Consider the following 26,649-nt stretch of genomic DNA (forward strand, 5'->3'; position numbering starts at 1 on the left):
TTCGGTTTGAGTGATTAGAAACCTACGCTAATACCAAGCGTGTATGTACGGATGACCGGAGCTACGTTCGAATCAACACCAAAGCTAAGTTGACCTGAGAAAGAGTTTGCTTCTGGGTCAAGTCCTGAATAACCCGTGAATGTGAAAGGGTTTTGAACTTGGGCAAATACACGTGCATTAGAAATTGCTCCACTAAAAGCCGACTGTAAGGCACTAACTGGCACAGTGTATCCAAGGACAATGTTTTGGATTCTTACGTAATCACCTTTCTCCACAAATCTTGAATTGGAGACTGAGTTTTGCCACATATTTTGATCCTGACCTGAGTAAAGCTTAGGAATATCAGTCACCTGACCACTTTCAGTCCATCTTGTTAGGATACTTGCTTGGTTATTTGAAAAGCCTTGGCCTAGAAGTCCTCTAAGAGATTCATTCATGATGTAGTTTCCACCTGAGAATCTTGTGAAGATTTCAGCATCAAAATTTCCAAATCTGAAATTGTTTGACCAGCCACCTTGCCACTTAGGCAATGTGTTTCCAAGGTATTCCTGAGTAGGACCAGAAGCAGCCACAGACACATCAGATGGATTAGCTGGGTCATATTGTTTAAAACCTAAGGCACCACGTACTAAATTATACTGCACAATGTTGTCTCCAGATCTGTATAGAGGGTTACCATTTGCAGCGTTTACTCCTTCCCATACTACGCCGTAAAGCTGAGCGATAGGGTTTCCAACCTCAGTTCTATTGTAAGTTCCAGTTAATGGGCTGATCAAATTAGTAACCTCGTTTTTGATGTAGGAAATGTTGAAATCAGTATCCCATGAGAATTTACCTCTACTAATTACATTGGAAGCTACTCTAAGCTCAAAACCAGTGTTCTCCATCTGGCCCACGTTCTGGTTGATGCTGTTACCTGGTACGCCTAATGAAGGTGCAGTAGGAGCAGCTAAGATTATTCCGTCGATATTATTTTTGAAATAATCTGCAGAAACAGTAATTCTTCCTAAAGTCATATCAAGACCAAAGTTCAACTTCTTGGAAGTTTCCCACTGTAAATCAGCATTGGCAATTCTATTGTAACCAATACCTGCACCAGCACCACCCAAAACTGGGCTATATCCACCGTAAGCTGCAAAAGAATCAATACCTGTATTTCCTACTTCAGCATAAGAAGCTCTCACTTTGAAATCCGAAATCAATTCAGAATTGAAGAATGCTTCATCAGAAACTCTCCATCCCACAGATCCACCAAAGAAAGTTCCTCTTTGGTTTTCTACTGCCAAATCAGAAATTCCGTCATTTCTTACCGTGAAAGAAGCCAAGTATTTGCCTTTGTAGGAATAATTGAATCTACCGAAATAAGAATCATACCCTCTTTCGGTGTAGCCACCACCAGAGAATTGATTATTGTAAGAACCAGTGATTAGGTTATTTCTTCTGAAATAATCATCAGAGATGTCAGTACCCGAAGCACTGAATCCATAGAACTTAGCGAATTGGTATTCCAAACCTGCAGTAAAGTTCAAATTGTGGTCTTCAGCGATAATTGTCTGATAATTCAAGGTATTCTGCCAGTTCCACTGGAAAGCAGGATTAGCAGCCATGAACACACTACCATTTGAACTTCTACCGTCACCATGTCTTGCATCCAGTGACTGGAAATCGTCCGCCATAGTTAAGTCAACACCGATTTGAGTTCTAGCAGTAAGACCATCCAAAATATCTACTTCACCATAAGCGTTGCCTATTATTCTGTGCGTACGGCTTCTATAAATATTGTTTTTCAATACAAAACCAATGTTAGGTATGTTGTTGTCTGGACCGGCTAGGTTGTTTCCAAAACCAGTTGTAGCACCATTTGCTGTTACATTGAATCCATCAAAAGCAGTATTAGCTTCATCATAGATTGGAACGTTTGGCAAAGAACGTGTAGAGTTGTAAATCGCTCCCGAAAGAGAGTTAGAACCGTTATTTAAACCAAATATCTCAGTATATGAATAAGACATAGAAGTACCTACTCTTACCGCTTTCGAGATATTATGATCCACATTTCCTCTAAATGAATACCTGCTTAATTCATTTGGTCTTACAGGAGATTCCTGATCAGTGAAGCCTAAAGAGAAGAAGTATTTAGTAGCTTCAGAACCTCCAGCAATAGAAAGATTGTGCTGCTGAGTAAATCCTTGTCTGAATACTAGATCTTGCCAATCGGTATTTACACCTGGTGCAGCTAGTTCTGATTGTCCCGCATTTGTTCTCTTTTCGTTTGCTATGGTTACCCATTGGTCCCCAGTAAGTAGGTCAAAAGTATCTACAGCTTCATTGATACCCATTGAAGTGCTGTAACTCACTTTAGCTTTGCCTGTAGCTCCTCTTTTGGTAGTAATTAGAATCACACCATTTGCTGCTCTAGAACCATAAATAGCGGAAGCAGAACCATCTTTCAATACCTCGAAAGAGGCAATATCAGCCGGATTAATGTTAGCTAATGGATTAGCATCGTTGACAGATGATCTGTCGGAATTGACTAATGGAACTCCGTCAATTACGAAAAGTGGGCTTGCACTAGATGTCAAGGAGTTCACGCCACGAATACGGATGATTGGAGCTGATCCTAAAATACCGCTTGGGGTGGTTACCGACACACCTGGAGCTCTACCAGCAAGTTGAGATTCAAAAGAAGGAGCTACTAGATTCTCAATCGCTGATGCATCGATAGACGCAACAGAACCAGTGATTTCTCTTCTTTCCTGGGTACCGTAGCCTACCACTACTACCTCATTGAGGGTTTTTACATCCACATCCAATACCACATTGATAACGGAATTGGAACCAATTGGCATTTCCTTAGATAAGTAGCCAACAAAACTGAATACAAGGGTAGTCGCGTCAGCTGGAGCTTGGATCGAATAACTTCCGTCCAAATCAGTGATAACGCCTATTGTAGTACCTTTAACTACTACACTAGCACCTGGAACACCATCTGGCTCTTCAGCCGAAGTAACCCTACCGGTTATTGGCTTGCTCTGCGCCAAGACTGACACCAAAGTCAGAATCGCGAAAGCAAAGGTTAATAAAACTTTCTTCATAGATTAATCATTTACGTGGAGTGAAATTTGACGCGAATATTAAACCGAAAGTTGGTATTTCAATAGTCCACAACTTGCACTTAATCAACCTGATAAAATACTTTATTTCGAAAATTTGTTAAAAATTGAAAAACAGAATTTCAAAGCTCTCCATCTTTATATTTCTCAGATTTTTATTTCTCATTTTTCACTTTTTACTCTTAAAAAATCTGAATTTCTCTTAAAAAATTCTGAATTTGATTCTTTTATACCTAAATGATTAATACGGCCTAATGCACTAAAATTCTTTTTGGACTAATTATCCAAACAAAATTCTTTTAATCAATTAGTTTACTGAGAAAACCTCCAATTTAATCTGAGAAGATAAATTTTAAAAAAAATTCAAAAAGAATAATATTTTGAACTATATCTATTTCGCAAAATATATTTTGTTTTAATGAGAATTAAAAAAAATTCAGTTTTTATCTGTATTTCGCTAAAATGAGTAACAACAAATAAAAATGAGCCTCTTTTTATAGTTTTTTATACAACTTCCACACCCTATCTACTCTTTTTAAAAGTATTATATTAGAAACGTCTATTTTCTGAACCAGTCTTCTTTCAGCCACAAAGTGAAGAATATTCTGAAACTGAGCTTTCTTAATATCCTTAAAAGCTACGGTCATATGCGGGTGATAATTTCGATCACTCAGCTCATCCACTAGATTTAATTCCCTTTTACAAAAGTTTTTTAAGTCATTTTGAAAATCATATAGATCTTGGTCGGCATGGACATCTAGGTAGATGACCCGCTCCCCAAATGTTTTCACTCCTTTTATAGTTAGGGTCATTGGCTTATAATCGCCTAAAAAGCCTTTTAGTCTCTCTATTAGCTTCTCTTCCTTTGCCTCATTGTAGGTAAAGGGCATTTTAACTGTAATATGGGGCGGAGATTTCAAAGCGTATTTTGCTTGGAAGCGATGCTTGATCTCCAACTTTAGATTTGTTACCCGTTCTTCAAACTCACCTTCAGGCACGATAGCCAAAAAATATTTTTGCAATAGTTTCATCCCGCTAAATTACCTTGAAAAGGATTTCATCAAGTAAAAACAGAAAAACTATTCGATTAACTGGATCAAAGTTTTAAATTAAGGGGAATAAACACCAAACAACTATGAAGTATTTTTATAAGGCTATGATTGGCCTTGATCTAACCGAGATGGATGACATCCTGATCAAAAAAACGATAGTTTTCCTAAAATTCTTAGGAATAGATAAATGCTATTTTGTGCATGTCTCCAAAAACCTAGCAGTTCCTGATGAAATCCTTAAAGACCATCCAGAATTATTAGCTCCAGGCGATGAGTCTATCGAGGCTTTGATCAAGACGAAATTAGAGGAGTTTGATTTTCCTGAATCGATGGATATCGAAGTTTTTGCAGAAGAAGGCACAAACCAACTAGAAACTCTGCTAAGATGGGCTAAGATCAAGGATGTAGACTTAATTATTATGGGTAGAAAAGAAGAACTGCAAGGAACAGGCTCTCTTGCCAAAGGGATTGCCAAAAAAGCTCCTTGTTCAGTCTTACTTTTACAGGAAGGTAGAAATCCTGGACTGCCAAAGAAAATAATGATTCCGTCGGACTTCTCTGATCACACTGATTTGATCTATGATTTTGGTGAAAGAATCTCTGAAGAATTAGGTGCAGAATTAATTCCTGTCCATCTATATGAAGTCCCTCATGGATATTCAAAAACAGGAAAATCCTTTGAAGAATTTGCGGACATTATGAAAGAAAATGCCCGACGGGACTTTAGACGATTTATCCAAAAGTTCAACCACAAAGAACTTGAGTGTAAATTCATTTTGAACAACGGAGAAGGTCAAGGTAAGGCCTTATTAGAGGAGGCAGAGAAAATTGATGCCGATATGATACTGCTAGGATCAAGAGGAAAAACTAAGTCAGCCGCAATCCTGCTTGGTAGTGTAGCCGAGAAACTAGTTTTGGTTAATAACCGCTTGCCCATGTTGATCTTCAAGAAAAAAGGTGAAACAATGGGCTTCTTTGAAGCGCTGTTTAAAATCTAGTGAAGTTTACTGAGAAAATACATACCTGATCACCTTTGCCCTCCATATTATATTGGAGGGCTTTTTTTTGAAGCTCTAGGTTAGGATAGAAAAACTTCTTAACAGACTTAAAATCGAGTTTATTAGCTTTTTAGATTTGAATTAATAAACCTAGATTTTACTCAAAATTCATTTCAATCTTAAAATTGAGCGAAGAATCCCGCAGGCTGATTACTTTTGTGATTATTTGTTAGCTGAATCGCCTAAGGGCAACGCATGAGTTTTATTTCGAATTTCTTTTCACCTTCCGACAATCCCAATTCTTTGGGAGCCAAATTTAGAAACCAAAGACAAAAAGATTTTGAAGATTTATTCTTTCGGAATTTTTCCAAAAACGATCCAATTCGCGTTCTTGATGTAGGTGGAGCTTCGTATTTCTGGGATACCAGCAGCCTTCCTTCTCTGCCAAATATTGAAATCACACTTCTCAACCTAGGCAAAGAAGACACCACTCATCCTAAAATAAAATCCGTCGTTGGTGATGCTACAAGTATGCCTGAGTTTGCCGAAAACAGCTTTGACCTTGTCTTTTCCAACTCTGTAATTGAACACTTGTATACTTGGGAGAATCAGCAAAAAATGGCGAATGAAATCATGCGCGTGGGTAAAAAGTATTTTATCCAAACACCAAATAGGAAATTCCCAATAGAAGCGCATTACGCAATCCCTTTTGCCCAATATTTACCGCATAAGTTGCTTTATTTTTTACTTACAAAAACAAAAGTGAGTAGGCTTCAGAAATGGGACCCAACGCACGCAAAGCAATACTTGGAGGAAATTCGCTTACTCGATCAAAAAGAAATGCAGCAACTTTTCCCAGAGTCTAAAATCTATCAAGAAAAATTCATGGGCATGATCAAATCAATATGCGCCCACAACTTGGGTTAATCTGCAAATTGTAAACGAACCAAGTTGGCATAAAACCCATCTTCTCTAGTGAGCAGATCGACGTGATTGCCTTGCTCGACTATTTCACCATCGCTTAGTACATATATCCTATCCACCTTGCGAATAGTAGCGAGCCTATGAGCAATGATAATGGTAGTTCTTCCTTTCATCAACTCATCTAATGCTTCCTGCACCAAGTGCTCTGATTCCGCATCCAAAGAAGATGTAGCTTCGTCCAAAATCAGAATGGATGGATTTTTCAATATAGCCCGAGCAATTGCAACACGCTGTCTTTGGCCACCAGAAAGCTTGATCCCTCGCTCTCCTACCAAAGTATCTAGCCCTTCAGGGAATTGAGAAATAAACTGCCAGGCATTAGCTTTCTTAGAAGCCATTATAATTTCTTCTTCAGTCGCTCCAGGCTTGGCATACTCGATGTTCTCACGTATCGACCCGCCAAATAGCAGAACTTCTTGGGGCACCATTCCCACATGGGATCTAAGGTTTTGCAAATCCCACTCACTCAATTGACGATCATCTACTTTAATTGCCCCTTTCTGCACATCATAGAAGCGCATGAGCAATTGAATAATCGTAGATTTTCCTGCACCGGAGTGACCTGCCAATGCAACTTTTTCACCTGGGTTGACATAGAAAGTCAGATCTTTCAGCACTTCCATTTCTGGTCGGGTCGGATAATGAAATCCAACCTGATCAAAGGAAATTTTACCTTGGAAATTATCCGCTTTTTGCCCTGCAATTGATTCCGGCTCTTCGTCTAATATTTCCAAAACCCGCTCTGAGGAACCTATGGCTTTCTGTACCTGCCCATAAATATCTCCCAATCCAGCTATAGATCCGCCTATAAATGTAGTGTACAGTACAAAAGAGACTAGCTCACCTACACTCATTTCACCGGAACTGACCAAGCTAGCGCCGTACCACATCACCGCTACTATACCACCAAACAAAGCGAAAATGATAAAGGAAATAAATGCTCCACGGTATTTAGCAGCACGCAAAGCAACACCCACTACTCTGTTCAATCCAGTACCATATCGAGCTGACTCGAACGCTTCACCAACAAATGATTTAACTGTACTGATAGACTGTAGCGTTTCCTCCACTATCACATTCGCAGCAGCTAATTCATCTTGGGTACTTTTGGAAAGCCTTCGGATAAATTTTCCAAAAACCATAGCTATCACCACCAAAACGGGGAAAGTAGCTAGCATGAATAAGGTTAATTTTGGCGTATTCACCATAAGGAAAATCACTCCAGCAATAAGCGTCACAACCTGTCGAAAAAGCTCCGCAAGCGTAACAGAGAAAGTGTCCTGAAGCATACTGACATCAGAAGTAATTCGGCTGATCAATTCTCCTGTCCTGCGCTTATCAAAAAATGTCATCGGAAGGCGTACCATTCTAGAGTATAGTGCAAGCCGGATATCCCGCATAGACTTCTCAGAGACTAAGGCAAAAAGCCAAACTCTAAAAAAAGAAAAGATACTTTGCACAGCAAGAATCCCAACTAAAATTAAAGCGATCGAATTGATGTCGCTTACAATCCAGTCAGTGCCTTGCGCGGTGTCGATAAGCTTGCCAGCTACAAAAGGAAAGGTGAGCAGCGTAAGTGAGGAAAATACAAGGAAAATCAATCCTAGAAAGAAGGTTCCTTTATACGGAATCAAAAACTGAAAAATGCCTCCCAGTTTACTTAAATTCTGCTTATTCAACTTCCTCTTCTCACTCTCTTCCAAAGCAGTTCCTCTTTTCTTAGCCATCCGTTAATTTTGGTATTGAGGGCACAAACTTAAGGCTTTTTTGTAAGGATTTCCTCAGTAAAAGTGAAAGCTTTGACAATCAACTTAGACTACTAAATCAATTTAATAATCGGGCTCCACTTTCACCTTAGCTATCCTAAATACTAGAACGGAAAAAACTGACCAAAATCAGCCTAGGCTACTGAATAAGTTTCTTATTGCTTTTGAAATGATATGAGAATAAATAGCTGCTGCTGTGGAATGAGGCAACTATCTGCCCAATTGCGCATCAACCAATTCCCGCTTTAGTTTACGCTCACGTTCAAGCATATTCTTTCGATGATTTTCAAATTCTTCCTGAACTTCCGCCAAATCCTTCTGTGCCTTTTTGATTTTTCTGAAGCTGGTGAAATATTGAAAAGAAAAAATAGCAAGCGCTCCTGCCAATACTGCCACCAGAATCCACATCAAAGAAGAATAAACCCCTTTGTGGATTCCCATTCCCAGAAATGAAAAATTATCTTTTTCAGCAATTGCAGCTAACTTCTCAGCTTCAGCGGTTGCCAAAATTGCTTTCAAATTATTAATTGAGTCTTTCTCATTGACAATCAATAGTTTTAGATCGCCAACCTCGGTTCTCATGGTACTCATAGAATCAAGAATATTAGCTTTGAGCTGATCCAAATTTGACCGCTTTACAACCTTATATTCTTGGAAATTATTTGACACATTGTAGATATATTCAAATTGACTATCAATCGTGCCGGATTCAAGGGATCCTTTATCTTCGGAAGCTTCTTGAGCAAATGTGAATGAAGGGAGAGCAATAAAGAAAATTATGATAAGGAATAGGGAGAGTATTCTTTTCATTTGGGAAGTAATTTACAAACTAGGGTGAATTGCGTGTTTTTTCAATAAACATGCCTAGCTCACAATTTAAGGCCATTTTTTAGAAGTATACCAAAGGCCTCAGAACAAATTTGCTGCTAAACATTGATTTGCAGCGTATTATAAAAAATATTGATTTTGATTTTTTAAAATAATTTTTGAAATGGTTGTACTCAGAAAAAATTGACTGGTTCTTTTGCCTGAGATTGTGGTTGTCAGAGAGGTGCTATTTATTCATAAACTAAAAAAGGGTTTGACTCTACAAAATTCCAACTTTTATACAGAATTCAAATTTGGGAAAAATGATCCATCTGCATAGCCAAAGAATTTAAATTTCCTTGACGGTATCTACTTGAGAAGCAATCCAGGCTGGTCTTGAAGAAGCTAAAAACGTGATCCCAATCATCGCTATGCTGATCCAGAAAAAGTCACTCCAGATCATTTTGACAGGATATGCATCTACTACTGCTGATGAAATACCAAGAGATACCAACCCAAATGTCTCTTGAAGAAAGCAAACCAAATATCCAAGCACAAGCCCAATCACAGCACCACTAAAAGCAATCATAGCGCCCTGCTTCAAGAATATTCTTCTTATTAATTTCTCGGGTGCTCCCATAGCTTTCAGCACAGCAATGTCTTTCTTTTTTTCAATTGCCAACATACTAAGGGAGAAGAAAATATTGAAGGAGGCTATCGCCAGAATAAAGGTAAGAGTGAGAAAGACAAATAGCTTTTCCATCTGAACAGTCCGAATCAAACCGGCATGTTGCTCATCTGCATTTTTCACAAGAAAGCCTTCTCCTAAATGTGCCTTCAGCGTTTTGTGGACTTCAGCAATAGAGTATCCTTCAGCAACTTTCACTTCAAGTGAAGTTCTTTTATCACCGTATTTTAGCAGCTTCCTCACAAAAGAAAGTGGCGCTATCACATATTCATCGTCAAACTGTCTATCAATGCTAAAATAGGCAACTGGGTCCAAGAAGGCAGTTTCATAAAACTGAGAGGGATCGATGGTTGCTGCGCTTCTAGGTGCTTTAGGATAATAGATTTTCAAAGGCACATTGACATTTTCCAGATTGACTGACAGAAAAAATCCTACACCTCTCCCGAGAATTGCTGCAGGGTTAAGTTCAGTACCTAGTGTAGTATCTCCCCAAAAGTAGCCTCTGGCGAATCTTTCCTGATCCAGAAAGTTATCCGATACTCCCTTTATTCTGCCAACCATCTGATTGCCATTGTAATCAAGCAAGACATTGTCCTCAATGACCTCCGTTAGAATTGCTACGCCTTCCAAGGTTTTGATACTATCCAACCATTCTTCGTTGGTCATAAAACTTTTCCCAACGGCCGCCTCAATTTTCAACTCCGCATCGAAGCTGGCAAAAATACCACGAATCAAATCTTCCAAGCCATTGAATACAGACATCACAATCACCAAGGCCATGGTGCCCACTGCGACTCCTATCATAGAAATCCTGGACAAAATGGTGATGAAGTTTCGCTTCTTTTTACTGCGAAAATATCTGGAGGCTATGAAAAAACTGAGATTCAACGATAGCTAGATTAATCCTCTTCTTCTTGATCCTCTTCCTCAGGAGGTGCTGGCGGAATGGCAAGATTAGAAATCACCTTGTCCATGTGTTGAGCATAGGCAGCCGAATCATCCGGGAAAAATGCGATTTCAGGAATTACCCGAACTGATTTTCCAATTCTCTTGGCTAATTGGTGCCTGATTTCCTTTTTGTGCTCATTGATCAGATTAAATGTTGCTTCTGGATCAGCTAATAAAAAGCTCAGGTAAACTTTTGCCAAGCCCAAATCAGGGCTCATCATTACACGAGTAATCGTCACCATAGCACGTCCGACTAGGTGTTTTGATTCTTTTTGAAATATATCTCCAAGCTCTTTTTGTATCAGCTTGGCGTATTTTTGTTGTCTTTTACTTTCCATATGAAGTATTTGTGGTACAAATTTAGCGAAATAGTTGGGCAAGCTTTAATTTCGGGCAAAACCAACCTAACACTCTTCTCAAATTCACCTTGTTCAGCTTTTTCAAATTAAATGATCCCTTCAGGCTAATTGGCATAGGAATATACGTTCTACTGCTGACATTCGTCTATTTGATGCTAAATCCTTTCCCTATTACCAATCCACAATTAATGTGGATGCTGCTTGGAGAGCGCTTAGGGCAAGGTTATTATTTATATCAAGACATCATAGATGACAACGGTCCTCTTTCGGCGGGGTTTTTCACCATTATGGATTTACTGTTTGGCCGTAGCCTTTTCGCTTATGAAGTGGTAGGAAGACTTTTAATTTCCTTCCAGATCCTTTATTGGAATTCTATTTTGATCAAGTTCAGGGCTTTTGACATCAATACCTATCTGCCAGCTATCGTCATGGCTGCTCTTTTCCATTTTTCTTTTGACCTATTGAGTCTTAGCCCGGCATTATTGGGTAGCACATTTTTAATACTTGCTCTTGGACAGCTTTTTTCGCAAACCGTATTGCAAAAAGACACAAGTGAATCTACCTTGTTAATTGGAATTTATGCTGGATTGGCCACAGGCTTCCAGCCAAATTATATCCTTTTTTTGCCCTACATGATATTCACTGGAATTGCCATCAGTAGCTTTTCCTTCCGGCAGTTGATGCTCTCTTTAGTTGGGTATTTTCTGCCAATTTTGTTGATTACAGTGTTTTATTTTTGGAACGATGGATTGGAAGAAGCTATCCAAATCTGGCCTCTCACTTTTCTATCGGAAAAGTATGAATATCAATCCCTCATAGATTGGCTGATTCTTGGAATATTTCCTCTTTCCTTAGCTGTGGTAGGTTATTTTATAGCCACAGTATTACGTGGGTCAACTATCAACCAGCAAAAGCAAAGGCAACTTATCCTAATCTGGCTGCTGTTTTCAGCAGCAGAATTTTTCATCATCAAAAAGCAGGCGGCATATCAATTAGTGATTTTGATTCCCGGGCTGACTTACCTGATTACTCAGTTCTTCCTAACTATCAAAAAGGAAATCATTGTCAAGATTACATTTTACCTTTTGGTTATAGGTCTTCCAGCTACTGGAATATGGTATTGGAATCAAAAAATCGCAGATTCGGAATATTTTGTAGGGCAAAATGAAGCTAGATATTCTGATGCTATCCTAGTAATGGGAGACGATCTCGCCCCTTACCTTGACGCCAGAATCGGTGGTCCATTTCTAAATTATCGCTTGAGTAAGCTGTATCTTGATCAAGATCGGGATTTAAGAGAAAAGGCAAGGCTTTTTCAAATGCTTCAAAAGCAGCTACCTACAAAAGTGCTCGACCCTAATGGCGATTTTGAGAAATTACTGAAGCAATTTCCAGCATTGGAGAGCCAATACAACAAGACTTCTAAAGGTGTATTTACTTTGATAAAATAGGGTTTCCCTTGTTTTAGACACCAAGGTTGGAAAGAGAACTTATATTTTAATCATTTGATTATCAGATAAATAAATAGTACTTTAGGCCTAATCGTCCCTTTTTTATGCCTTTAATACTTTTTTATGGAATCTATCAACCAATTGTTAGAAGCATGTACATTACCAGAAAAAACCCAGTTGGTAGAGTTTGCTAAAATCAAAAACCCACCAAGCTCAAAGAAATTGATGCTCATGAAACTCTTTGTGAACCAACCTGGGCTTAGCGATACAGAGTATTCTCAAAAAATCTACAAAAAGCCGGAAGGTCCAGCCTATTTTCAACTCAAGAAACGAGTGAAAGATGAGTTTGAAGAACTTTTTCTACTGCTTAAGCCAACTTGTATAAAAAAGGAAAATCAGCTTCATATCGAATGCTCAGAATTACTTTTGAAAAGCGAGCTTATTCTGGCTAGAGGCATACGGACTGAAGGTTCTAAATTATTAGAACGAGGGCTAAAAATGGCTATAAAGAACGGCTTTCACGACTTGGTTCTGACTATTTACAGTATCGCCGCGCGATTTGGGATTTGCGAGGTATTGAATAATAATGACCTTCCTGAACTTGAAATTGCGATCAAAAGCCATTTGCAATTATTAATCAAGGAAAACTATAAAAATCCAGAAGATCAAACGGAGTCAAAAAATGAGCACTTAAAGACGATGATCCGTCAACTTAATTATAACCGAAAATCCTGGTTAATTCTAGATGATATTAATCGATCAATACAACACAAGGATTATGAAAACGCCCTTTCTCAGGTAAATGAGGCAGAATTGGATTTGAATCAAAATAACGAATCCCGAACAAAAGATGAGTTACTATTAACGAAGACTTCTATACTTCTTGCTAAGCGGGAGTATACCGAAGTATTGGAGGAGTGTATATACTCAGTAAACCCAAGTAAATTTTCAATTGAAAATAAACTTAGATACTCCCTAAACCATTGGTATGCCTTATTTCATTTAAATAAGATTGACGAAGCACAGCAAATCCTCCGTAATAATTTGATGAAATTGGATTCCGATCAAGATAAAAAATGGAGATATCTAGAAGCCTATATTCAATTCAAACAAGGCAATTTTAAAACTGCATTGAAAGAAATTCATTCTTGCCAGAAATACCTGAAGAATAATTCTGACTATTATTTGGGTTCAAAAATGCTGGAAATAATGATCCTTTTCGATCAAAATGATCAAGACTGGTTAGAATATAAAATTGAAAACTTTAGGAAATTAATTTCAAGATATAAATGCAAGAAACTTATACGCATTCAATTGGCATTTCAAGTTTTTTCAAAATTACAAAAATCACTTTTTAAAGCTTGTTTAATAGACCTGGTCAATGATCCAATTCTTAGTGATCTTCAAAATGAAATTGAAGGCTTGGAGTGGAGACCTGCCTCCTCTGAATTAATTCGATATGATAGCTGGATCAGCGCAAAGGTGAATAGCCAAATTTCCTAATTTCCAAAGCTACCAATCAAATGAATCTTTTGAAACGATCAAAACTTTCTTGATTTTTAAGATAGAGTAATGTCATTAATTAAAGATATTTTTAAACTAATCAAATGATTTTCAGCTAATTGTAATTTTTTAATTCTTAATTATTGCATAATTCAGCTATATAATTTCCTGTCAATTTCGAGCTAGGTTCAATACCTTGACAAAGGTTTTTAACCATCTTTTTCACATTATTTTTTCTAGCGATATGATTCATTCTACACTGGAATTTTTGACTGCAGAATTGAACGCCTTTATCAAACTTAAGGTAGGCGATACGATGGGGAATAGAATTTATCTCTCCAGTGTCACTAATGAATCTGGGCTCGCTATTCCAGATCAAAGCCTTGGTCTGTCACTAATAAATATAGAAGAAGAACGCACGATTAAAGAGCAGCGAAGCACCTATATCAATGCTGTAGGTAAGACTGAAAAGCGAAACCCAGAGATTCAACTGAATCTGTATGTGTTGATCACCGCGAATTTCCAGAACAAAAAATTAAACGATTCCTCGGATGATTATGTGGAAGGGCTCAAGCAATTGGGATACGCCATCGCTTTTTTCCAATCCAAGAATGTATTTACCAAAGAAAACAGTCCAGGCTTGGCAAACTTCGATCCTGAGCTTTCAAAAATTGTAGTAGAGCTATACAGTTATTCTTTTGAGCAGCTCTATAACTTCTGGACTGTAGTAGGGGCAAAATATCTGCCCTCCGTCTTATATAAAGTTAAGACCTTGAAAATTCAGGAAAACGCAATTCAGGAAAGCGGCGATCCTATTGAAAAAATTCATCTCGATACACTTCATAAATCATGAGCATCATCTACACACGCCTCGGCGAAGTAGCGCTTCGCCATGACTTTTACCGCGATGGCTTGGCCAAAGACATGATTCTCATGCCTTCACCTGAAACCGCGCAATTGATGAAAAATGGCAAAATTCTGTTCAGAAAAACACCTGGCGGAATAGTCTTACTCTATAGAGCCGAAGAGGATGAAATTACGCCACTAACTCCTGTAACACTACCGCAATCATTTTTCTTCTTTTTCAAACCTGAAAATCCAGCCGCCTTTCTTCAAGTAACTGACTTGGATAACGGTTCAGAAGAATTTCAAGCTGGCAAGCTTCCCTTTTTTCGAAATACTCCGGTAAATGCCTCCACGGCAAGCGAAAATCCAGAGGAACTGTCCTATCAATTATTAGATGGGCTTCGGCCAAAAGCATTTTCTCTGCAGCTCACACTAGACCCAACCCCAGCTTCAGTTCGGATCAAGGTCAGAAATGCAGCAGGAGAAATAGTGTCTGCTGGAAAAGATTCTACGGGCAATCCATTGCCTGACGGATATGAAATGATGCCAGATCAAAATGGTCTTTTTAGAATTCTTTTTGATCTCAAAGGAAGAAGAGAAGGTGTTTACACATTCACACTGCGAAATTCCGGAGACACCGATGACTTGTGGTCCAAAAAGTATTGGCTTGGTGAATCTTCATCCTCGCAGCCATTTGGCCTGATTGAACTGCGTTTCCAAGCGACACCGAATCATCTTTATGGGGCTACCGAATTTTATCAAGTTTCCTTTTCAAGAAAGGAAAGCCGCTGGACTTATTACGTCGTCAATGGTAATAAAAAGGTAGATCTAGTGACCACCCAGCTGAGAATCCAGGACTTAGGTAATGTAGGAAGCGTTCCCTATGGCTCTTATACGTTTGATCAAATTGGAACTAGTCCGAGTGCTGAAGTCAAAATTAACAATTTGGATACAGTGGTTTTTCGCTCGCAGAATAAGATTCCATACTTCGAAATCCCAAAACTCAATTTTCAGCTTAGAAGAACACCTGGAAATCAGATTCTAATACCAAATCTTCCAAATCCTTCCCGATCCGCTCCGACTAAGCAAAGTGGTGGAGAGGCTAACTCAGAAATATATGTATTCATCTAGCAAACTATCCGAATATGGCAGACTTTAAAACCCCCGGGGTTTATGTTCAGGAAATATCAACCCTTCCCGCCTCCATTGCACCAGTCGCGACAGCGATCCCAGCATTCGTAGGCTATACCGCTACTCGCGAAAAAAATGGTGAGACTTTACCGGCAAATCAGCCTGTTCGAGTCAGTTCCTATTTGGAATACAAGAAGATTTTCGGTGAATCCTATGCAGAAGATTACGGCGTGACTTTGACAGAAGCAGCTGACGGATCGACGGTAGTAGAAATAACTGACCCGACGAATTTTTCTCCATACCGAATGACTTACCAAGTCTACATGTATTTCAATAATGGCGGTGGTCCATGTTACATAGTTCCTGTAGGCGGATTCGTAGCTGGACCAAATCCAGCTCCCACCTCCATTGATCCAGGAGAGTTGATTGCTGGAATCAACGCTTTGGAAGAGGAAGATGAGCCGACACTTTTGGTAGTGCCCGAGGCTGTGATTCTGAGTCCTACAGATCGCAAAACTATACACGACACATTAATCGCTCAGTGCTCCAAACTCCAAGACAGATTTGCCCTTATGGATGCTTTGCATTACGGAACACAAAGTGTAAAAGATGATGGTGATTCATTCCGGGACGAAGTAGGAAGCAGCGATCTGAAATATGCTGCAGCATATTATCCTTCGCTTAAAACTTCACTTTATAAGTATTATTCCGAATCCAAACTGACTATTTCAGATAATAGAGGTGGAGCGGGTTTAGGACCATTTCACAATAAAAGGCTTAATGCTGTTGGGGCTGGTGATGCCTTTGCAACTGCCACCATCCGCATAAATAATACTGCAAATATTGATGGGGATATTATTACTATCGGAAGTACAGCATACACTGCAGGTACAACATTTACTCCAGGTGCTACAGATATAAATACCGCTGATGCGCTGCTTAATGCTATTAATGCAGCAGCAGATCCACTATTTACAGCATCGCGCACACCTTCTACCTCGACACTCACATTAGTAGCAACAACTCCAGGAATAGCAGGAGCATCAATCGTATTAACTTATGACGACAATGGCGATGGAGGAGCAGTGGTGTCCGGCGCTGGTACTTTCTCCTGGCAAGCACCAGACAAGACTCTTTATAATACCATTGTAGCAAAGCTGCAATCCAAAAAAATGGAACTCTATCCATCTGCATCGATGGCAGGTATTTGTGCACGGGTTGATCGGCAGCGTGGAGTATGGAAAGCACCGGCAAATGTCGATGTGAGAGGAGTAATAAAGCCTGTTATTTCGGTGAGCGCTGAAGATCAAGGGTTACTGAATGTGGATCCTACTTCCGGCAAATCAATAAACGCTATTCGCTTTTTCCAAGGCAAAGGAAACTTGGTATGGGGAGCTAGAACGCTCGCCGGAAATGACAACGAGTGGCGCTATATCCCAGTTCGCAGACTTTATATTTTCGTGGAGGAATCTGTTAAAAAGGCAACTGAATTCGTGGTCTTTGAACCTAACGATGCCAATACCTGGCTCCGGGTAAAAACCATGATAGAGAACTTCCTGAGCAATCTATGGCGCGATGGAGCCTTAGCTGGTGCCAAAGCTGAAGAAGCATTTTTTGTACGAATAGGCTTGGGCAAAACAATGACTCCGCTGGATATTCTGGAAGGTCGACTAATTGTAGAAATCGGTATGGCGGCAGTGAGACCGGCAGAATTCATCATCCTGAAATTCTCTCATAAACTTCAGGAATCTTAATCCATTTCATTTTAAAAAATTTAGCCATGTCAATTCAATCTACACCAGGCGTTTATATAGAAGAAATTTCCACCTTACCAGCGTCTGTAGCATCAGTGGAAACAGCAATTCCCGCGTTTATCGGTCATACTGATTTAGCTGAAAAAAACGGCGAGGACGTTCGGGGAGTACCGACTCGTATAACCAACATACTGGAATTCGAAGGGATTTTTGGTAAAGGAAACCCAGAGACTTTCACGATTTCGGTGGTGGACAGCTATGACGCGGCTAAAGGTTCAGGAGAGAAATTAGCAACGAGAAAAATCACTGCTACTCCCCCTGCCACACCTAGCCCTTACAAGCTTTATTACAGCATGCAGATCTATTTTTCCAACGGTGGTGGACCATGTTACATCGTGTCAGTCAATGATTATGACAATGTACCTGTCAAAGGGGATTCTGCTACTCCAGCGAGTATTTTGGGAGGTCTTGAAGCAATCAAAGCAATCGACGAACCAACTTTATTAGTGTTCCCAGATGTAATTCCTGCAGTCTTGCCAGAGACAGTAGGCTCAGTTTATAAAGACATTTATGATGCAGCACTTTCTCAATGTGACATTTTGAAAGATCGATTTGTAATTATTGATGTAAAGGATGTCACGGCTGACCCATTTGCTGATGCACAGAACTTCAGAAATAATGGAATAGGAATGGCCAATCTAAAATATGGAGCGGCATATTATCCAAACTTGAGTACATCTCTGAATTACGCTTACTCTCTAAGTGATCAAACGATTACCCATACCAATAACTTTCCTTCTGGAGGCACACTTACGGAAGCAGGGGTTTCTGATACACTCAACTTGGAAACACTTGAAACCAGTGATCCTAGCCTTTTTAGAGGAATTATGGCTGAGATCAAAAAACAATACATCACTTTACCTCCATCAGGGGCCGTTGCGGGCATCTATGCACGAGTGGACCGCCAACGTGGTGTTTGGAAAGCCCCAGCAAATGTGGATGTACGAACAGTAATCGGCCCATCACGCAAAGTTTCCCATGATCAGCAAGCAGACCTTAATGTAGATGCTACATCAGGCAAATCCATCAATGCAATCCGCACTTTCACAGGAAAAGGAACGCTGGTCTGGGGAGCAAGAACTTTGGCAGGAAATGATAATGAATGGCGCTATGTACCCGTCCGAAGACTCTACATTTTTGTGGAAGAATCAGTGAAAAAAGCGACTGAATTCGTGGTCTTCGAGCCAAATGATGCCAATACATGGCTCCGAGCCAAAACCATGATTGAGAATTTCCTTTCTAAACTCTGGCGTGACGGAGCATTGGCAGGAGCCAAACCTGAAGAAGCATTTTTTGTAAGAGTGGGACTCGGTCAGACGATGTCTGCTCAGGATATTCTCGAAGGACGACTCATTATCGAAATCGGAATGGCAGCAGTGCGGCCTGCCGAATTTATCATCCTGAAATTCTCTCATAAGCTTCAGGAATCCTAACCTAACATTTCATCTACAGCAAACTTAAAATCAAAATATTATGGCAGTAGCATATCCAGTTTCCGTATTTCATTTTCAGGTAGAATGGGGCGGATCTCGCATAGGTTTCACAGAAGTATCAGGCCTCACTGTGGAGCTACAAAGCATAGACTATCGTGAAGGCAGCTCACTCGAATACCATGTGAGCAAAATGCCGGGGATTCCTCAATATTCCAATATCACACTCAAAAGAGGCGTTTTCAGAGCTGACAATGAATTTTTCCAATGGCTCAATACAGTGAAAATGAACAACATTGAACGTAGAGACCTCACCATCAGCTTGCTTAATGAAGAACATGAACCTGTGATGGTTTGGAAGGTCAAAGAAGCTTGGCCATGCAAAGTGGAAGGACCTTCATTGAATTCTACTGGAAACGAAGTGGCGATAGAAACAATCGAACTTTGCCATGAAGGATTGGCAATAGAAACCCCATAAATCATGGCGCTATTTCATCCACCAACCGGGTTTCACTTTCTAGTAAGGTTTGAGGGGCTTTTGCTAAAATACCCTGCCTTGCCTGATATAGGATTCCAAGAGGTATCTGGATTAAGCGTAGAGATAGGAGTTGAGGAATATGCCGAAGGCGGAGAAAATCGATTCAAGCATAGGATGCCCAACCCAATTGCATATCCTAATCTGGTTCTAAAAAGAGGGATGGCTATCAGTTCTCAAATCGCAAAATGGTTCAAGGACAGTGTTGAAGGCTTCCAGTTTGAAACGCAGGATATTACTGTGATTCTCTTGAGCCCGGAAAAAGTCCCCCTTCAGGCTTGGAATTTTGTCAATGCCTGGCCAGTGAAATGGTCAGTCGAGGGATTCAATGCCATGGAGAATTCTATCATGATCGAAAACATAGAATTCGCCTACCAATACTATAGGAGAATTAGTCCAGACGACCTTTTACCATAGGAAAATGCCCATAGAAATCAGAGAACTAATCATTCGTACCACTGTAGATGCAGCTGAAAGCAAGCCTACGGGTAAGGGAAACAAACTTCCGGATACAGGTGCTGTCATGGACGGAATTCGAGAATTAAGCCGATTAATTAAAGAAAAAAACGAACGCTAAAACTTAGCTAAATGTCACTTTTAGATATTTTCTCTCAAAAAGGAGGCTTAGAAAAGCTGAAAATCACAGCTTTCAAGGACGAAAACTACAATGAGTCAACAGCGACTTATGTGGTGATGTATAACCCTACAACTTTCAGCCAGGAGTTCAAGTCCAAATGGATTCCAGAAGAAGGACCTTCCGACGGGAAACAATATCAATTCAGGACATTGGAATCTGATTCTGTCTCCTTTGAGTTTCTTTTCGATGCCAGTGCAGCTTCCCCGCCCAGTGAAGACAAATCCGGTGATACTAATCTCGATTACCTAGGTGATGACAAGCCAAATCTGGAAAGTATCTCCGGCAATAAAATCTCTGCCATTGAACTTATCAATCAAGATAGACATGTGGATCGTGCTATTCAGAAATTCTTGGATATAACCCAAAACATCCAATCAGATACACACAAACCAAACTATTTGCAAATTAACTGGGGAGCCTATCAATTCCGGGGAGTTTTGGCTTCAGCTACGATTAATTACAAGCTTTTCAATAGCTCAGGCTTACCAATTAGAGCTACTGTTACTGCTAATTTTGACCAGTCGCTTTCCCGACAGGAACAAGCAGCAACTACCGCCCGGACTTCACCTGATCTTACTCATGAGCGAATTGTCAAAGCTGGCGACACCTTGCTTTTGATGTGCCAAAGAATTTATGGAACGCAGGAGTATTATCTGGAAGTAGCTCGCGCCAACCAATTAGGGAATTTCAGAAAGCTCACTCCGGGCCAGAAACTCATTTTTCCACCTCTAGCAAAAAACTGATATGCCTTTAGTGCCAATAGCAACTCAAACACAACTCGACCTTGCCACCTATAAAGTGTATTCCAATGGGGAGGAGCTACCACCATCAGTGGGAGTGGCAATGATTGCTGTGCGCAAAGGCGTAAATAAAATCCCCATGGCTAAACTGGTTCTTTTCGATGGAGATATAGCTACGGGTGAATTTCAATGGAGTGAAGGCGATTTATTCAAACCTGGGGTAAGCCTGCGTATTGATGCGGGATACCACAACCTAGAGGAGCCAATTTTTGAAGGAATAATCATCAAACACGGGCTAGAAATCAATTCTGAGAAAGCCTCTAGGCTAGTTCTTGAGCTTCGCGACCCCGTGATCAAAATGACGGTTGGAAGAAAGAATAAGTACTTTTTCGATAGCTCAGACAGCGATGTGATGGAAGAGCTGATTGGTAACTATTCAGGTCTGGAAGCTGAGGTAGAAAGCACCAACTTATCACACGCTGAGATTGTCCAATACCACGCAACAGACTGGGATTTCATCCTGAGCAGAGCTGACGCAAACGGAAAAATTGCTACTACCGAATCTGGAAAAGTGACTATCCAAAAGCCCCAGACCAGTGCTGATCCTATCATCGAACTTCAATATGGAGATAATGTAGTCGAGTTTGAGGCGGAGATGGATGCAAGGCAACAGTATGCTGCCACAACTGGATTTAGCTGGGATTTCATTAAGCAAGAAGTCGCCGAAAAAGAAGGAGCTAGCCCCTCAATGGACTTCCAGGGAGATATCAGTGGAGATGATTTAGCTGCAGTTATCGGTCTGGAATCCTTCCAAATGCAGCATGGTGGTCTGTTGGCAGACGAAGAACTTCAGGCTTGGACTGATGCTGGCCTGATGCGAAGCCGACTTTCGAAAATCCAGGGAAGAGTCAAAATCCTTGGTGACAATAAAGTAAAGGCTGGCGATATGGTAGAGTTGAAAGGCTTTGGCTCACGTTTCAATGGCAAGGCTTTCGTGTCCGGAGTTTATCATGAAATCTCTCCTAACCAAAAGTGGTTTACACATCTGGGTCTTGGATTGGACCCCAAATGGTTTGCCCAGCAATACGACGACATCATAGATGAACCTGCTTCAGGACTTGTACCAGCGATCAAAGGACTTCATATCGGGATTGTTACCGTGTTGGAAGGAGATCCTGATGGGGAAAACCGCATAAAAGTAAAACTTCCTTTGGTAAGCCAAGATGAGGAAGGAATCTGGGCAAGATTTGCTTCACCCGATGCTGGAAATGAACGGGGAATATATTTCAGACCAGAAATAGAAGATGAAGTCATTGTCGCTTTTATCAATGAAGATCCTCGAGACCCTGTGATTTTAGGAATGCTACACAGCAGTAGCAAACCATCACCAATTGAAGAGAAAGATGATAATCACGAAAAAGGGATTATCACCCGTGACAAACTCAAGTTACTCTTTGATGACGACAAAAAGACGATTTCCATTGAGACTCCAAATGGAAATAAAATCCTTCTCACTGATGATGAAGGTTCCCTCCTTTTGGAAGATGAAAATGGCAATAAGATCAGCATGAATAGCGATGGAATTACAATCGAGAGTGCTAAGGATCTGATTCTAAAAGCAAGCGGTGATGTCTCCATCGAAGGAACCGGAGTGGAAGTAAAGGCCAGCGCCCAACTCAAAGCAGAAGGGTCAGCAGGAGCAGAGGTTACCTCTGGAGGTCAGACAGTTATTTCAGGATCACTAGTACAAATCAACTAAACTATGCCTGCAGCAGCGCGATTCGGAGATACAACTACACATGGGGGAACCATCATTGGCCCAGGGGAAGCTACGGTTTTGATCGGCGGAATGCCGGCAGCAGTCTTAGGCGATAATCACGCCTGCTCTCTTCCTCCAAATACGCATCAGCCGACAGTCAGCCCTTTCATAGCTGGTAGCGCAACAGTATTAATTGGAGGAAAACCTGCAGTAAGGGTTGGAGACACGTGCATTTGCGGTGCGTCAGCAGCTGTAGGAGAACCAACTGTAATCATAGGATAGCATGGAAAATAACAAATCATTTTTAGGTAGAGGCTGGGCATTTCCAGTGACTTTCAGCTCAGAAAGCCAACAAGTGCACATGGCCGAAGATGAGGAGGATATACAGCAAAGCCTGATCATCCTTCTAAACACCACGCTTGGTGAGCGAATCATGCGTCCTGATTACGGTGCAAATATGGAGGATTTACTATTTGAAGCGCTAAATGTGACCACAGCAAATATGATTGCAAACCGCATCAAAAAGGCGATTCTTTTCCATGAGCCTAGAGTAAAAACTGAAGACATAGATCTAAGGCCAGATTATAACGAAGGAAGAATCGAAGTCCTGGTCACTTATACCATCATAGCCACAAACAACCGAAGAAACTTGGTGTACCCTTATCTATTCACCGAAGCAACTGACATTGAATTATGAGTAAAGACTGCAACGATCTAACCCTTCCCGGCAACGGAACTAGCCGAGCACAAAGACTGATTCAGGGTCTTTTGCCTGACTATGTCCGTGTTGATGAGCGGAAAATGGAGGACTTGCAGTCATTCGCAGTGAAAATTGCTGGAGAATTAAAATTCATCAAAAATGAAGATCCTTGGACAGAGGGAGATTGGTCTGGATTTTTCGATCAGAAAATTCAAGAAAACCAATTAACAAATCCTCATTTTGCGCTTTTCCTGGCATTTTTAAAGCTTTTCAATTTTGCGCAGCAGGATATCAATACTATCACCCAGAGGCATTTGGATTTTTATTATCGTGATGTACTTCGCCTCAAAGAAAAACCAGCTGAGTCAGATCAGGTCTATTTAATTATAAAACTGGCAAAGCATATTCAAGAGCATTTTCTTGCCAAGGACACTGCCTTCAAGGCTGGAAAAGATGACTTGGGAAAAGAGATTCTGTTCCAAACTACAGATACAAACGTCATCAACAAGGCTGAGGTCAGTTCATTGATGAGTCTTTTTAAAGATGAAAATGGAAGGCTTTACAAATCCTCAATTGCCAATTCCGCAGATGGATCGGGTGCAGAAATTCTGTCTGAAGAAAAACAATGGAAGACCTTTGGAAAACCTTCTAAACAATTCCCAAATCAGGATCGAGAGCTAGCAACCATAGGATTTGCTTTTGCAGCGCCAATTCTTCTGATGGGAGAAGGAACACGAAAAGTTTCCTTAAGGATCCGATTTGAACCAACTGAGGGATTATTAGAAAAATTGCGAACACTAGCACTGGATAAAACCTTCGAAATCTGGTTTAGCGGAGAAGAGGAATGGATTCGCGCCACAATAGGATGGGAAAATTCTGAGGATAATGTCGATGCAGAAGTTCTGGAATTTCTAAATAATGCAAGTTCCTGGCAGGACATCGCTGGGTTGGAACCTCAATTCGGGCCAGTTATTGATGACCCTGAATTTGGCAACCACCGCCCATTCAAAGGCTACGACATCGGCGAGATCACGGCTAAGAATATTCTTAGTAGGAGAGAATCTTTCTCAACCAAGAGGTTTTCGAATTTGGAACAAGTTGAAGCAGTCCGTGGCGTTGGCACAGACAAAATCAATGACCTTCGCTATTCTTTCCAACTCACTAAGCACAAGTTGATTTCTGGAGCAAACGGGATCGACCTGATTCTCAACTGCATGCTTTTACCAGAGGATCCAGCAGTGGTTAATTATAACGAAGAAGTCCTGTTGCAGAGAATTCAAATCAATTCACCAGTCATGAAAGTGAATTTGGCAAATACCATCCAAAGCTATAGCTATGAGATTCTGAAAGAATGCTCCGTTACAAAAGCTTCAATTAAAATTGAGGTGGAGGGCGTAGAAAACCTTATTCTTCAAAATGATCAAACGGTGCTTCCAATTGGCAAAAACATCCAGCCATTCGGATTCAGACCGGTCAAAGGATCAAATTTTTATATTGGCAGCAAGGAGGTTTTTGGGAAATCTCCGAAGACGATTGACTTAAAATTCAAATGGCATGGACTGCCAGAAGCGGGAACTGGTTTTACTGATCAATATGCTGGATATGAAACTCGAAATAACCAGAGTTTTACTGCAGCTGTAGATTTCTTGGATCAGAAAACCTGGAAACCCATCAACTCATCCAAATCACTTTTTCAAGGGAACAATAGCCTTCCGCTCAGCATTGACAAAACGATAAACCTCAGTGGTGCTTCTTGGGATTACATCACCAAAGATCCCGATTTAGATAGTCTTACCCAATGGACTCCAGCTTCTAACCGTGGCTTTCTTCGATTAAAACTCAATTCTCCAGATTTTGGGCATAAGGAATATCCGTTACTTTTTGCTAACGCCGCTCTTTCTAAAGCTACGCTTACAACTGATGATGATAATCCATTACCCAAGGAACCATATACTCCAGAACTTCAATCCGTAAGCCTAGACTACACTTCTGAGGAAGAATTGAATTTGAAAAGCAGTAAATGGGATGGTTTTTTTCATATAGGAGCATTTGGCGAAGCAAAGGTTTCTGAACAGAAAGAACGTTCGCCTCTGCTGCCCAATTATTCTGATGAAGGAGAATTGCTAATCGGACTTTCTGCTCATCAAAAATCGCAAAATATTCAGCTCCTCATTCAGATTTTGGATGGCTCCGCCAATCCGGAAAAACCTGTTCCACAAGTCAAATGGAGCTATTTGGCAGGAAATCAATGGAAAGAATTTGACAAATATTCCGTACTGACTGATGAAACAAACGGACTAATTCAAAGTGGATTAGTATCCTTTGCAATGCCTCGAGAGGCAGATAATACGCATACGATTCTTACAGATCAGCTTACTTGGCTGAAAGCTTCAGTCATTTCCGATTCAGATGCTATCCCTGATTTTATTGCAGTTTTGGCTCAAGCCGTCAAAGCCAAGTTTGAATCAATTGAGAACGATCCTTTGCGGGTGGGCAAAGCAATTCCAACAGAAACTATCGGTAAACTAAAAATCGGTGATAGTGCAATCAGCAAAATCCAGCAGCCTTTTTCTTCTTTTGGTGGAAAAACTGCTGAATCCTCCAATGATTTCTACCAACGAATTGCTGAGCGGATTCGCCATAAGCAGCGATCGGTCACAACTTGGGATTATGAGCATTTGGTTTTGGAGGAATTCCCTGAAGTTTATCAGGTGAAATGCCTCAATCATACTAGCTATGACGGCGACCTTACAAAATACCGTGCCTTAGCTCCTCGAAATGTGACATTGGTCATTATCTCAAATGTGCAAAACAAAAATGCCATTGACCCACTTCGACCGAAGGCAAGTGTAGCCCAACTTTCCAGCATCCGAGATTTTATCACAGAAATCTATCCTCCGGGAGTTTTCCTTCATGTGGTCAATCCAGTATTTGAAGAGATTCAGGTCAAAACAAAAGTGAAATTCCACTCCTGGGCGGACAAGAGCTTTTTCGCTAGAAAACTGGAAGATGACTTGAAAGCATTTCTATCTCCATGGGCATTTGAAACGGATTTCGATTGGACTTTCACCGAATCCTTGCACAGTTCTGTTGTTCTTCACTTTGTAGAAAAACTGGATTACGTGGACTATCTGACTTGTTTCGAACTCTATCATCTCGTCAAAAACCCCGTTTCGGGTGAGCTTCTTTCAAAAACCCGAGTAGAGGCAGCTAAGGGAAGTCGGGGCGTATCGGTACTAGGGTCTATTGGCACATTGAATTCCTATGGAGATCACCTCATCGAGGTCTTAGAAACTGAGGATTGCCTCTGTGAGGACAATGAAATAAAACCAGCTGCGAGCATCGCATCTGTAGAAGACGAGGACTTGGATGAGGCATTTTGATACTTGAA

The 26,649-nt window shown here is 40.5% G+C and carries 22 protein-coding genes; 16 read left to right on the forward strand and 6 right to left on the reverse strand.

Annotation, left to right across the window (positions count from 1 at the left end; genetic code table 11):
* Nucleotides 1-14 precede the first annotated feature (14 nt).
* Both LV83_RS19135 and LV83_RS19140 read right to left on the reverse strand, forming a co-directional pair.
* Nucleotides 15-3,092 (reverse strand): SusC/RagA family TonB-linked outer membrane protein, encoded by a 3,078-nt coding sequence (locus LV83_RS19135; protein WP_111613176.1) that lies wholly within the window; start codon nt 3,090-3,092, stop codon nt 15-17.
* Nucleotides 3,093-3,604: 512 nt separating this feature from the next.
* Complete coding sequence (locus LV83_RS19140; protein ID WP_111613177.1) at nt 3,605-4,141, reverse strand: 2'-5' RNA ligase family protein; 537 nt, start codon at nt 4,139-4,141, stop codon at nt 3,605-3,607.
* A 104-nt stretch (nt 4,142-4,245) separates the two neighbouring features.
* On the opposite strand from LV83_RS19140, the gene LV83_RS19145 reads away from it, so the two are divergent.
* Both LV83_RS19145 and LV83_RS19150 read left to right on the forward strand, forming a co-directional pair.
* Complete coding sequence (locus tag LV83_RS19145; RefSeq protein ID WP_111613178.1) at nt 4,246-5,160, forward strand: universal stress protein; 915 nt, start codon at nt 4,246-4,248, stop codon at nt 5,158-5,160.
* A gap of 255 nt (nt 5,161-5,415) precedes the next feature.
* Nucleotides 5,416-6,087: a class I SAM-dependent methyltransferase gene (locus LV83_RS19150; protein ID WP_111613179.1), complete on the forward strand. Its 672-nt coding sequence runs from the start codon at nt 5,416-5,418 to the stop codon at nt 6,085-6,087.
* On the opposite strand, the gene LV83_RS19155 is transcribed toward LV83_RS19150, so the two are convergent.
* The 4 genes from LV83_RS19155 to rbfA all read right to left on the reverse strand — a co-directional run bounded on the left by LV83_RS19155 (nt 6,084) and on the right by rbfA (nt 10,691).
* Entirely contained in the window at nt 6,084-7,871 is a 1,788-nt protein-coding gene (locus tag LV83_RS19155; protein WP_111613180.1) for an ABC transporter ATP-binding protein, read from the reverse strand. The genes LV83_RS19150 and LV83_RS19155 overlap by 4 nt on opposite strands.
* Nucleotides 7,872-8,120: 249 nt before the next feature.
* Complete coding sequence (locus LV83_RS19160; protein ID WP_111613181.1) at nt 8,121-8,720, reverse strand: hypothetical protein; 600 nt, start codon at nt 8,718-8,720, stop codon at nt 8,121-8,123.
* A gap of 346 nt (nt 8,721-9,066) precedes the next feature.
* On the reverse strand, nt 9,067-10,293 hold the full coding sequence (locus tag LV83_RS19165; RefSeq protein WP_211320508.1) for an FtsX-like permease family protein: 1,227 nt from the start codon (nt 10,291-10,293) through the stop codon (nt 9,067-9,069).
* 11 nt (nt 10,294-10,304) lie between these two features.
* Nucleotides 10,305-10,691, reverse strand: coding sequence for a 30S ribosome-binding factor RbfA (rbfA, locus tag LV83_RS19170; RefSeq protein WP_111613183.1), 387 nt, complete (start codon nt 10,689-10,691; stop codon nt 10,305-10,307).
* Between the two features lie 173 nt (nt 10,692-10,864).
* On the opposite strand from rbfA, the gene LV83_RS19175 reads away from it, so the two are divergent.
* From LV83_RS19175 to LV83_RS19235, 14 genes are all read left to right on the forward strand, one after another.
* Complete coding sequence (locus tag LV83_RS19175; protein ID WP_146613766.1) at nt 10,865-12,163, forward strand: hypothetical protein; 1,299 nt, start codon at nt 10,865-10,867, stop codon at nt 12,161-12,163.
* Nucleotides 12,164-12,286: 123 nt separating this feature from the next.
* Nucleotides 12,287-13,666 (forward strand): hypothetical protein, encoded by a 1,380-nt coding sequence (locus LV83_RS19180; RefSeq protein ID WP_111613185.1) that lies wholly within the window; start codon nt 12,287-12,289, stop codon nt 13,664-13,666.
* A 244-nt stretch (nt 13,667-13,910) separates the two neighbouring features.
* Complete coding sequence (locus LV83_RS19185; RefSeq protein ID WP_111613186.1) at nt 13,911-14,519, forward strand: DUF4255 domain-containing protein; 609 nt, start codon at nt 13,911-13,913, stop codon at nt 14,517-14,519.
* A complete protein-coding gene (locus LV83_RS19190; RefSeq protein WP_111613187.1) occupies nt 14,516-15,643 on the forward strand; it encodes a hypothetical protein in 1,128 nt (375 codons plus the stop codon). The genes LV83_RS19185 and LV83_RS19190 overlap by 4 nt, the downstream gene beginning before the upstream one ends.
* Nucleotides 15,644-15,657: 14 nt before the next feature.
* Nucleotides 15,658-17,397, forward strand: coding sequence for a phage tail sheath family protein (locus tag LV83_RS19195; protein WP_111613188.1), 1,740 nt, complete (start codon nt 15,658-15,660; stop codon nt 17,395-17,397).
* A 26-nt stretch (nt 17,398-17,423) separates the two neighbouring features.
* On the forward strand, nt 17,424-18,890 hold the full coding sequence (locus LV83_RS19200) for a phage tail sheath family protein (RefSeq protein WP_111613189.1): 1,467 nt from the start codon (nt 17,424-17,426) through the stop codon (nt 18,888-18,890).
* Nucleotides 18,891-18,930: 40 nt separating this feature from the next.
* Nucleotides 18,931-19,365 carry a phage tail protein gene (locus LV83_RS19205; protein WP_111320708.1) on the forward strand — a complete coding sequence of 145 codons (435 nt, stop codon included), beginning with the start codon at nt 18,931-18,933 and terminating at the stop codon, nt 19,363-19,365.
* Nucleotides 19,366-19,368: 3 nt separating this feature from the next.
* Nucleotides 19,369-19,839 carry a phage tail protein gene (locus LV83_RS19210; RefSeq protein WP_111613190.1) on the forward strand — a complete coding sequence of 157 codons (471 nt, stop codon included), beginning with the start codon at nt 19,369-19,371 and terminating at the stop codon, nt 19,837-19,839.
* 4 nt (nt 19,840-19,843) lie between these two features.
* Complete coding sequence (locus LV83_RS21440) at nt 19,844-19,999, forward strand: DUF5908 family protein (protein WP_158530630.1); 156 nt, start codon at nt 19,844-19,846, stop codon at nt 19,997-19,999.
* Nucleotides 20,000-20,010: 11 nt separating this feature from the next.
* The gene (locus LV83_RS19215) at nt 20,011-20,802 is read left to right on the forward strand and encodes a CIS tube protein (RefSeq protein ID WP_111613191.1); all 792 of its coding nucleotides are present in this window, start codon (nt 20,011-20,013) and stop codon (nt 20,800-20,802) included.
* A 1-nt stretch (nt 20,803) separates the two neighbouring features.
* Nucleotides 20,804-22,558, forward strand: coding sequence for a type VI secretion system tip protein VgrG (vgrG, locus tag LV83_RS19220; protein ID WP_111613192.1), 1,755 nt, complete (start codon nt 20,804-20,806; stop codon nt 22,556-22,558).
* Between the two features lie 3 nt (nt 22,559-22,561).
* Nucleotides 22,562-22,840 (forward strand): PAAR domain-containing protein, encoded by a 279-nt coding sequence (locus tag LV83_RS19225; protein WP_111613193.1) that lies wholly within the window; start codon nt 22,562-22,564, stop codon nt 22,838-22,840.
* A 1-nt stretch (nt 22,841) separates the two neighbouring features.
* Entirely contained in the window at nt 22,842-23,255 is a 414-nt protein-coding gene (locus LV83_RS19230) for a GPW/gp25 family protein (RefSeq protein ID WP_111613194.1), read from the forward strand.
* Nucleotides 23,252-26,641: a baseplate J/gp47 family protein gene (locus LV83_RS19235; protein WP_111613195.1), complete on the forward strand. Its 3,390-nt coding sequence runs from the start codon at nt 23,252-23,254 to the stop codon at nt 26,639-26,641. The genes LV83_RS19230 and LV83_RS19235 overlap by 4 nt, the downstream gene beginning before the upstream one ends.
* The last annotated feature ends 8 nt before the right edge of the window (nt 26,642-26,649 follow it).

This window comes from Algoriphagus yeomjeoni (genome assembly GCF_003259505.1).
Classification (GTDB): domain Bacteria; phylum Bacteroidota; class Bacteroidia; order Cytophagales; family Cyclobacteriaceae; genus Algoriphagus; species Algoriphagus yeomjeoni.

What these genes read in the sequence shown, in the direction of transcription:
- LV83_RS19180 (WP_111613185.1), top strand. Translation starts at nt 12,287, where the DNA reads ATGGAATCTATCAACCAATTGTTAGAAGCATGTACATTACCAGAAAAA.
- LV83_RS19225 (WP_111613193.1), top strand. Translation starts at nt 22,562, where the DNA reads ATGCCTGCAGCAGCGCGATTCGGAGATACAACTACACATGGGGGAACC.
- LV83_RS19135 (WP_111613176.1), bottom strand. Translation starts at nt 3,092, where the DNA reads ATGAAGAAAGTTTTATTAACCTTTGCTTTCGCGATTCTGACTTTGGTG.
- rbfA (WP_111613183.1), bottom strand. Translation starts at nt 10,691, where the DNA reads ATGGAAAGTAAAAGACAACAAAAATACGCCAAGCTGATACAAAAAGAG.
- LV83_RS19200 (WP_111613189.1), top strand. Translation starts at nt 17,424, where the DNA reads ATGTCAATTCAATCTACACCAGGCGTTTATATAGAAGAAATTTCCACC.
- LV83_RS19140 (WP_111613177.1), bottom strand. Translation starts at nt 4,141, where the DNA reads ATGAAACTATTGCAAAAATATTTTTTGGCTATCGTGCCTGAAGGTGAG.
- LV83_RS19175 (WP_146613766.1), top strand. Translation starts at nt 10,865, where the DNA reads ATGCTAAATCCTTTCCCTATTACCAATCCACAATTAATGTGGATGCTG.
- vgrG (WP_111613192.1), top strand. Translation starts at nt 20,804, where the DNA reads ATGCCTTTAGTGCCAATAGCAACTCAAACACAACTCGACCTTGCCACC.
- LV83_RS19185 (WP_111613186.1), top strand. Translation starts at nt 13,911, where the DNA reads ATGATTCATTCTACACTGGAATTTTTGACTGCAGAATTGAACGCCTTT.
- LV83_RS19205 (WP_111320708.1), top strand. Translation starts at nt 18,931, where the DNA reads ATGGCAGTAGCATATCCAGTTTCCGTATTTCATTTTCAGGTAGAATGG.
- LV83_RS19190 (WP_111613187.1), top strand. Translation starts at nt 14,516, where the DNA reads ATGAGCATCATCTACACACGCCTCGGCGAAGTAGCGCTTCGCCATGAC.
- LV83_RS19230 (WP_111613194.1), top strand. Translation starts at nt 22,842, where the DNA reads ATGGAAAATAACAAATCATTTTTAGGTAGAGGCTGGGCATTTCCAGTG.
- LV83_RS19160 (WP_111613181.1), bottom strand. Translation starts at nt 8,720, where the DNA reads ATGAAAAGAATACTCTCCCTATTCCTTATCATAATTTTCTTTATTGCT.
- LV83_RS19215 (WP_111613191.1), top strand. Translation starts at nt 20,011, where the DNA reads ATGTCACTTTTAGATATTTTCTCTCAAAAAGGAGGCTTAGAAAAGCTG.
- LV83_RS19155 (WP_111613180.1), bottom strand. Translation starts at nt 7,871, where the DNA reads ATGGCTAAGAAAAGAGGAACTGCTTTGGAAGAGAGTGAGAAGAGGAAG.
- LV83_RS19210 (WP_111613190.1), top strand. Translation starts at nt 19,369, where the DNA reads ATGGCGCTATTTCATCCACCAACCGGGTTTCACTTTCTAGTAAGGTTT.
- LV83_RS19195 (WP_111613188.1), top strand. Translation starts at nt 15,658, where the DNA reads ATGGCAGACTTTAAAACCCCCGGGGTTTATGTTCAGGAAATATCAACC.
- LV83_RS21440 (WP_158530630.1), top strand. Translation starts at nt 19,844, where the DNA reads ATGCCCATAGAAATCAGAGAACTAATCATTCGTACCACTGTAGATGCA.
- LV83_RS19235 (WP_111613195.1), top strand. Translation starts at nt 23,252, where the DNA reads ATGAGTAAAGACTGCAACGATCTAACCCTTCCCGGCAACGGAACTAGC.
- LV83_RS19150 (WP_111613179.1), top strand. Translation starts at nt 5,416, where the DNA reads ATGAGTTTTATTTCGAATTTCTTTTCACCTTCCGACAATCCCAATTCT.
- LV83_RS19145 (WP_111613178.1), top strand. Translation starts at nt 4,246, where the DNA reads ATGAAGTATTTTTATAAGGCTATGATTGGCCTTGATCTAACCGAGATG.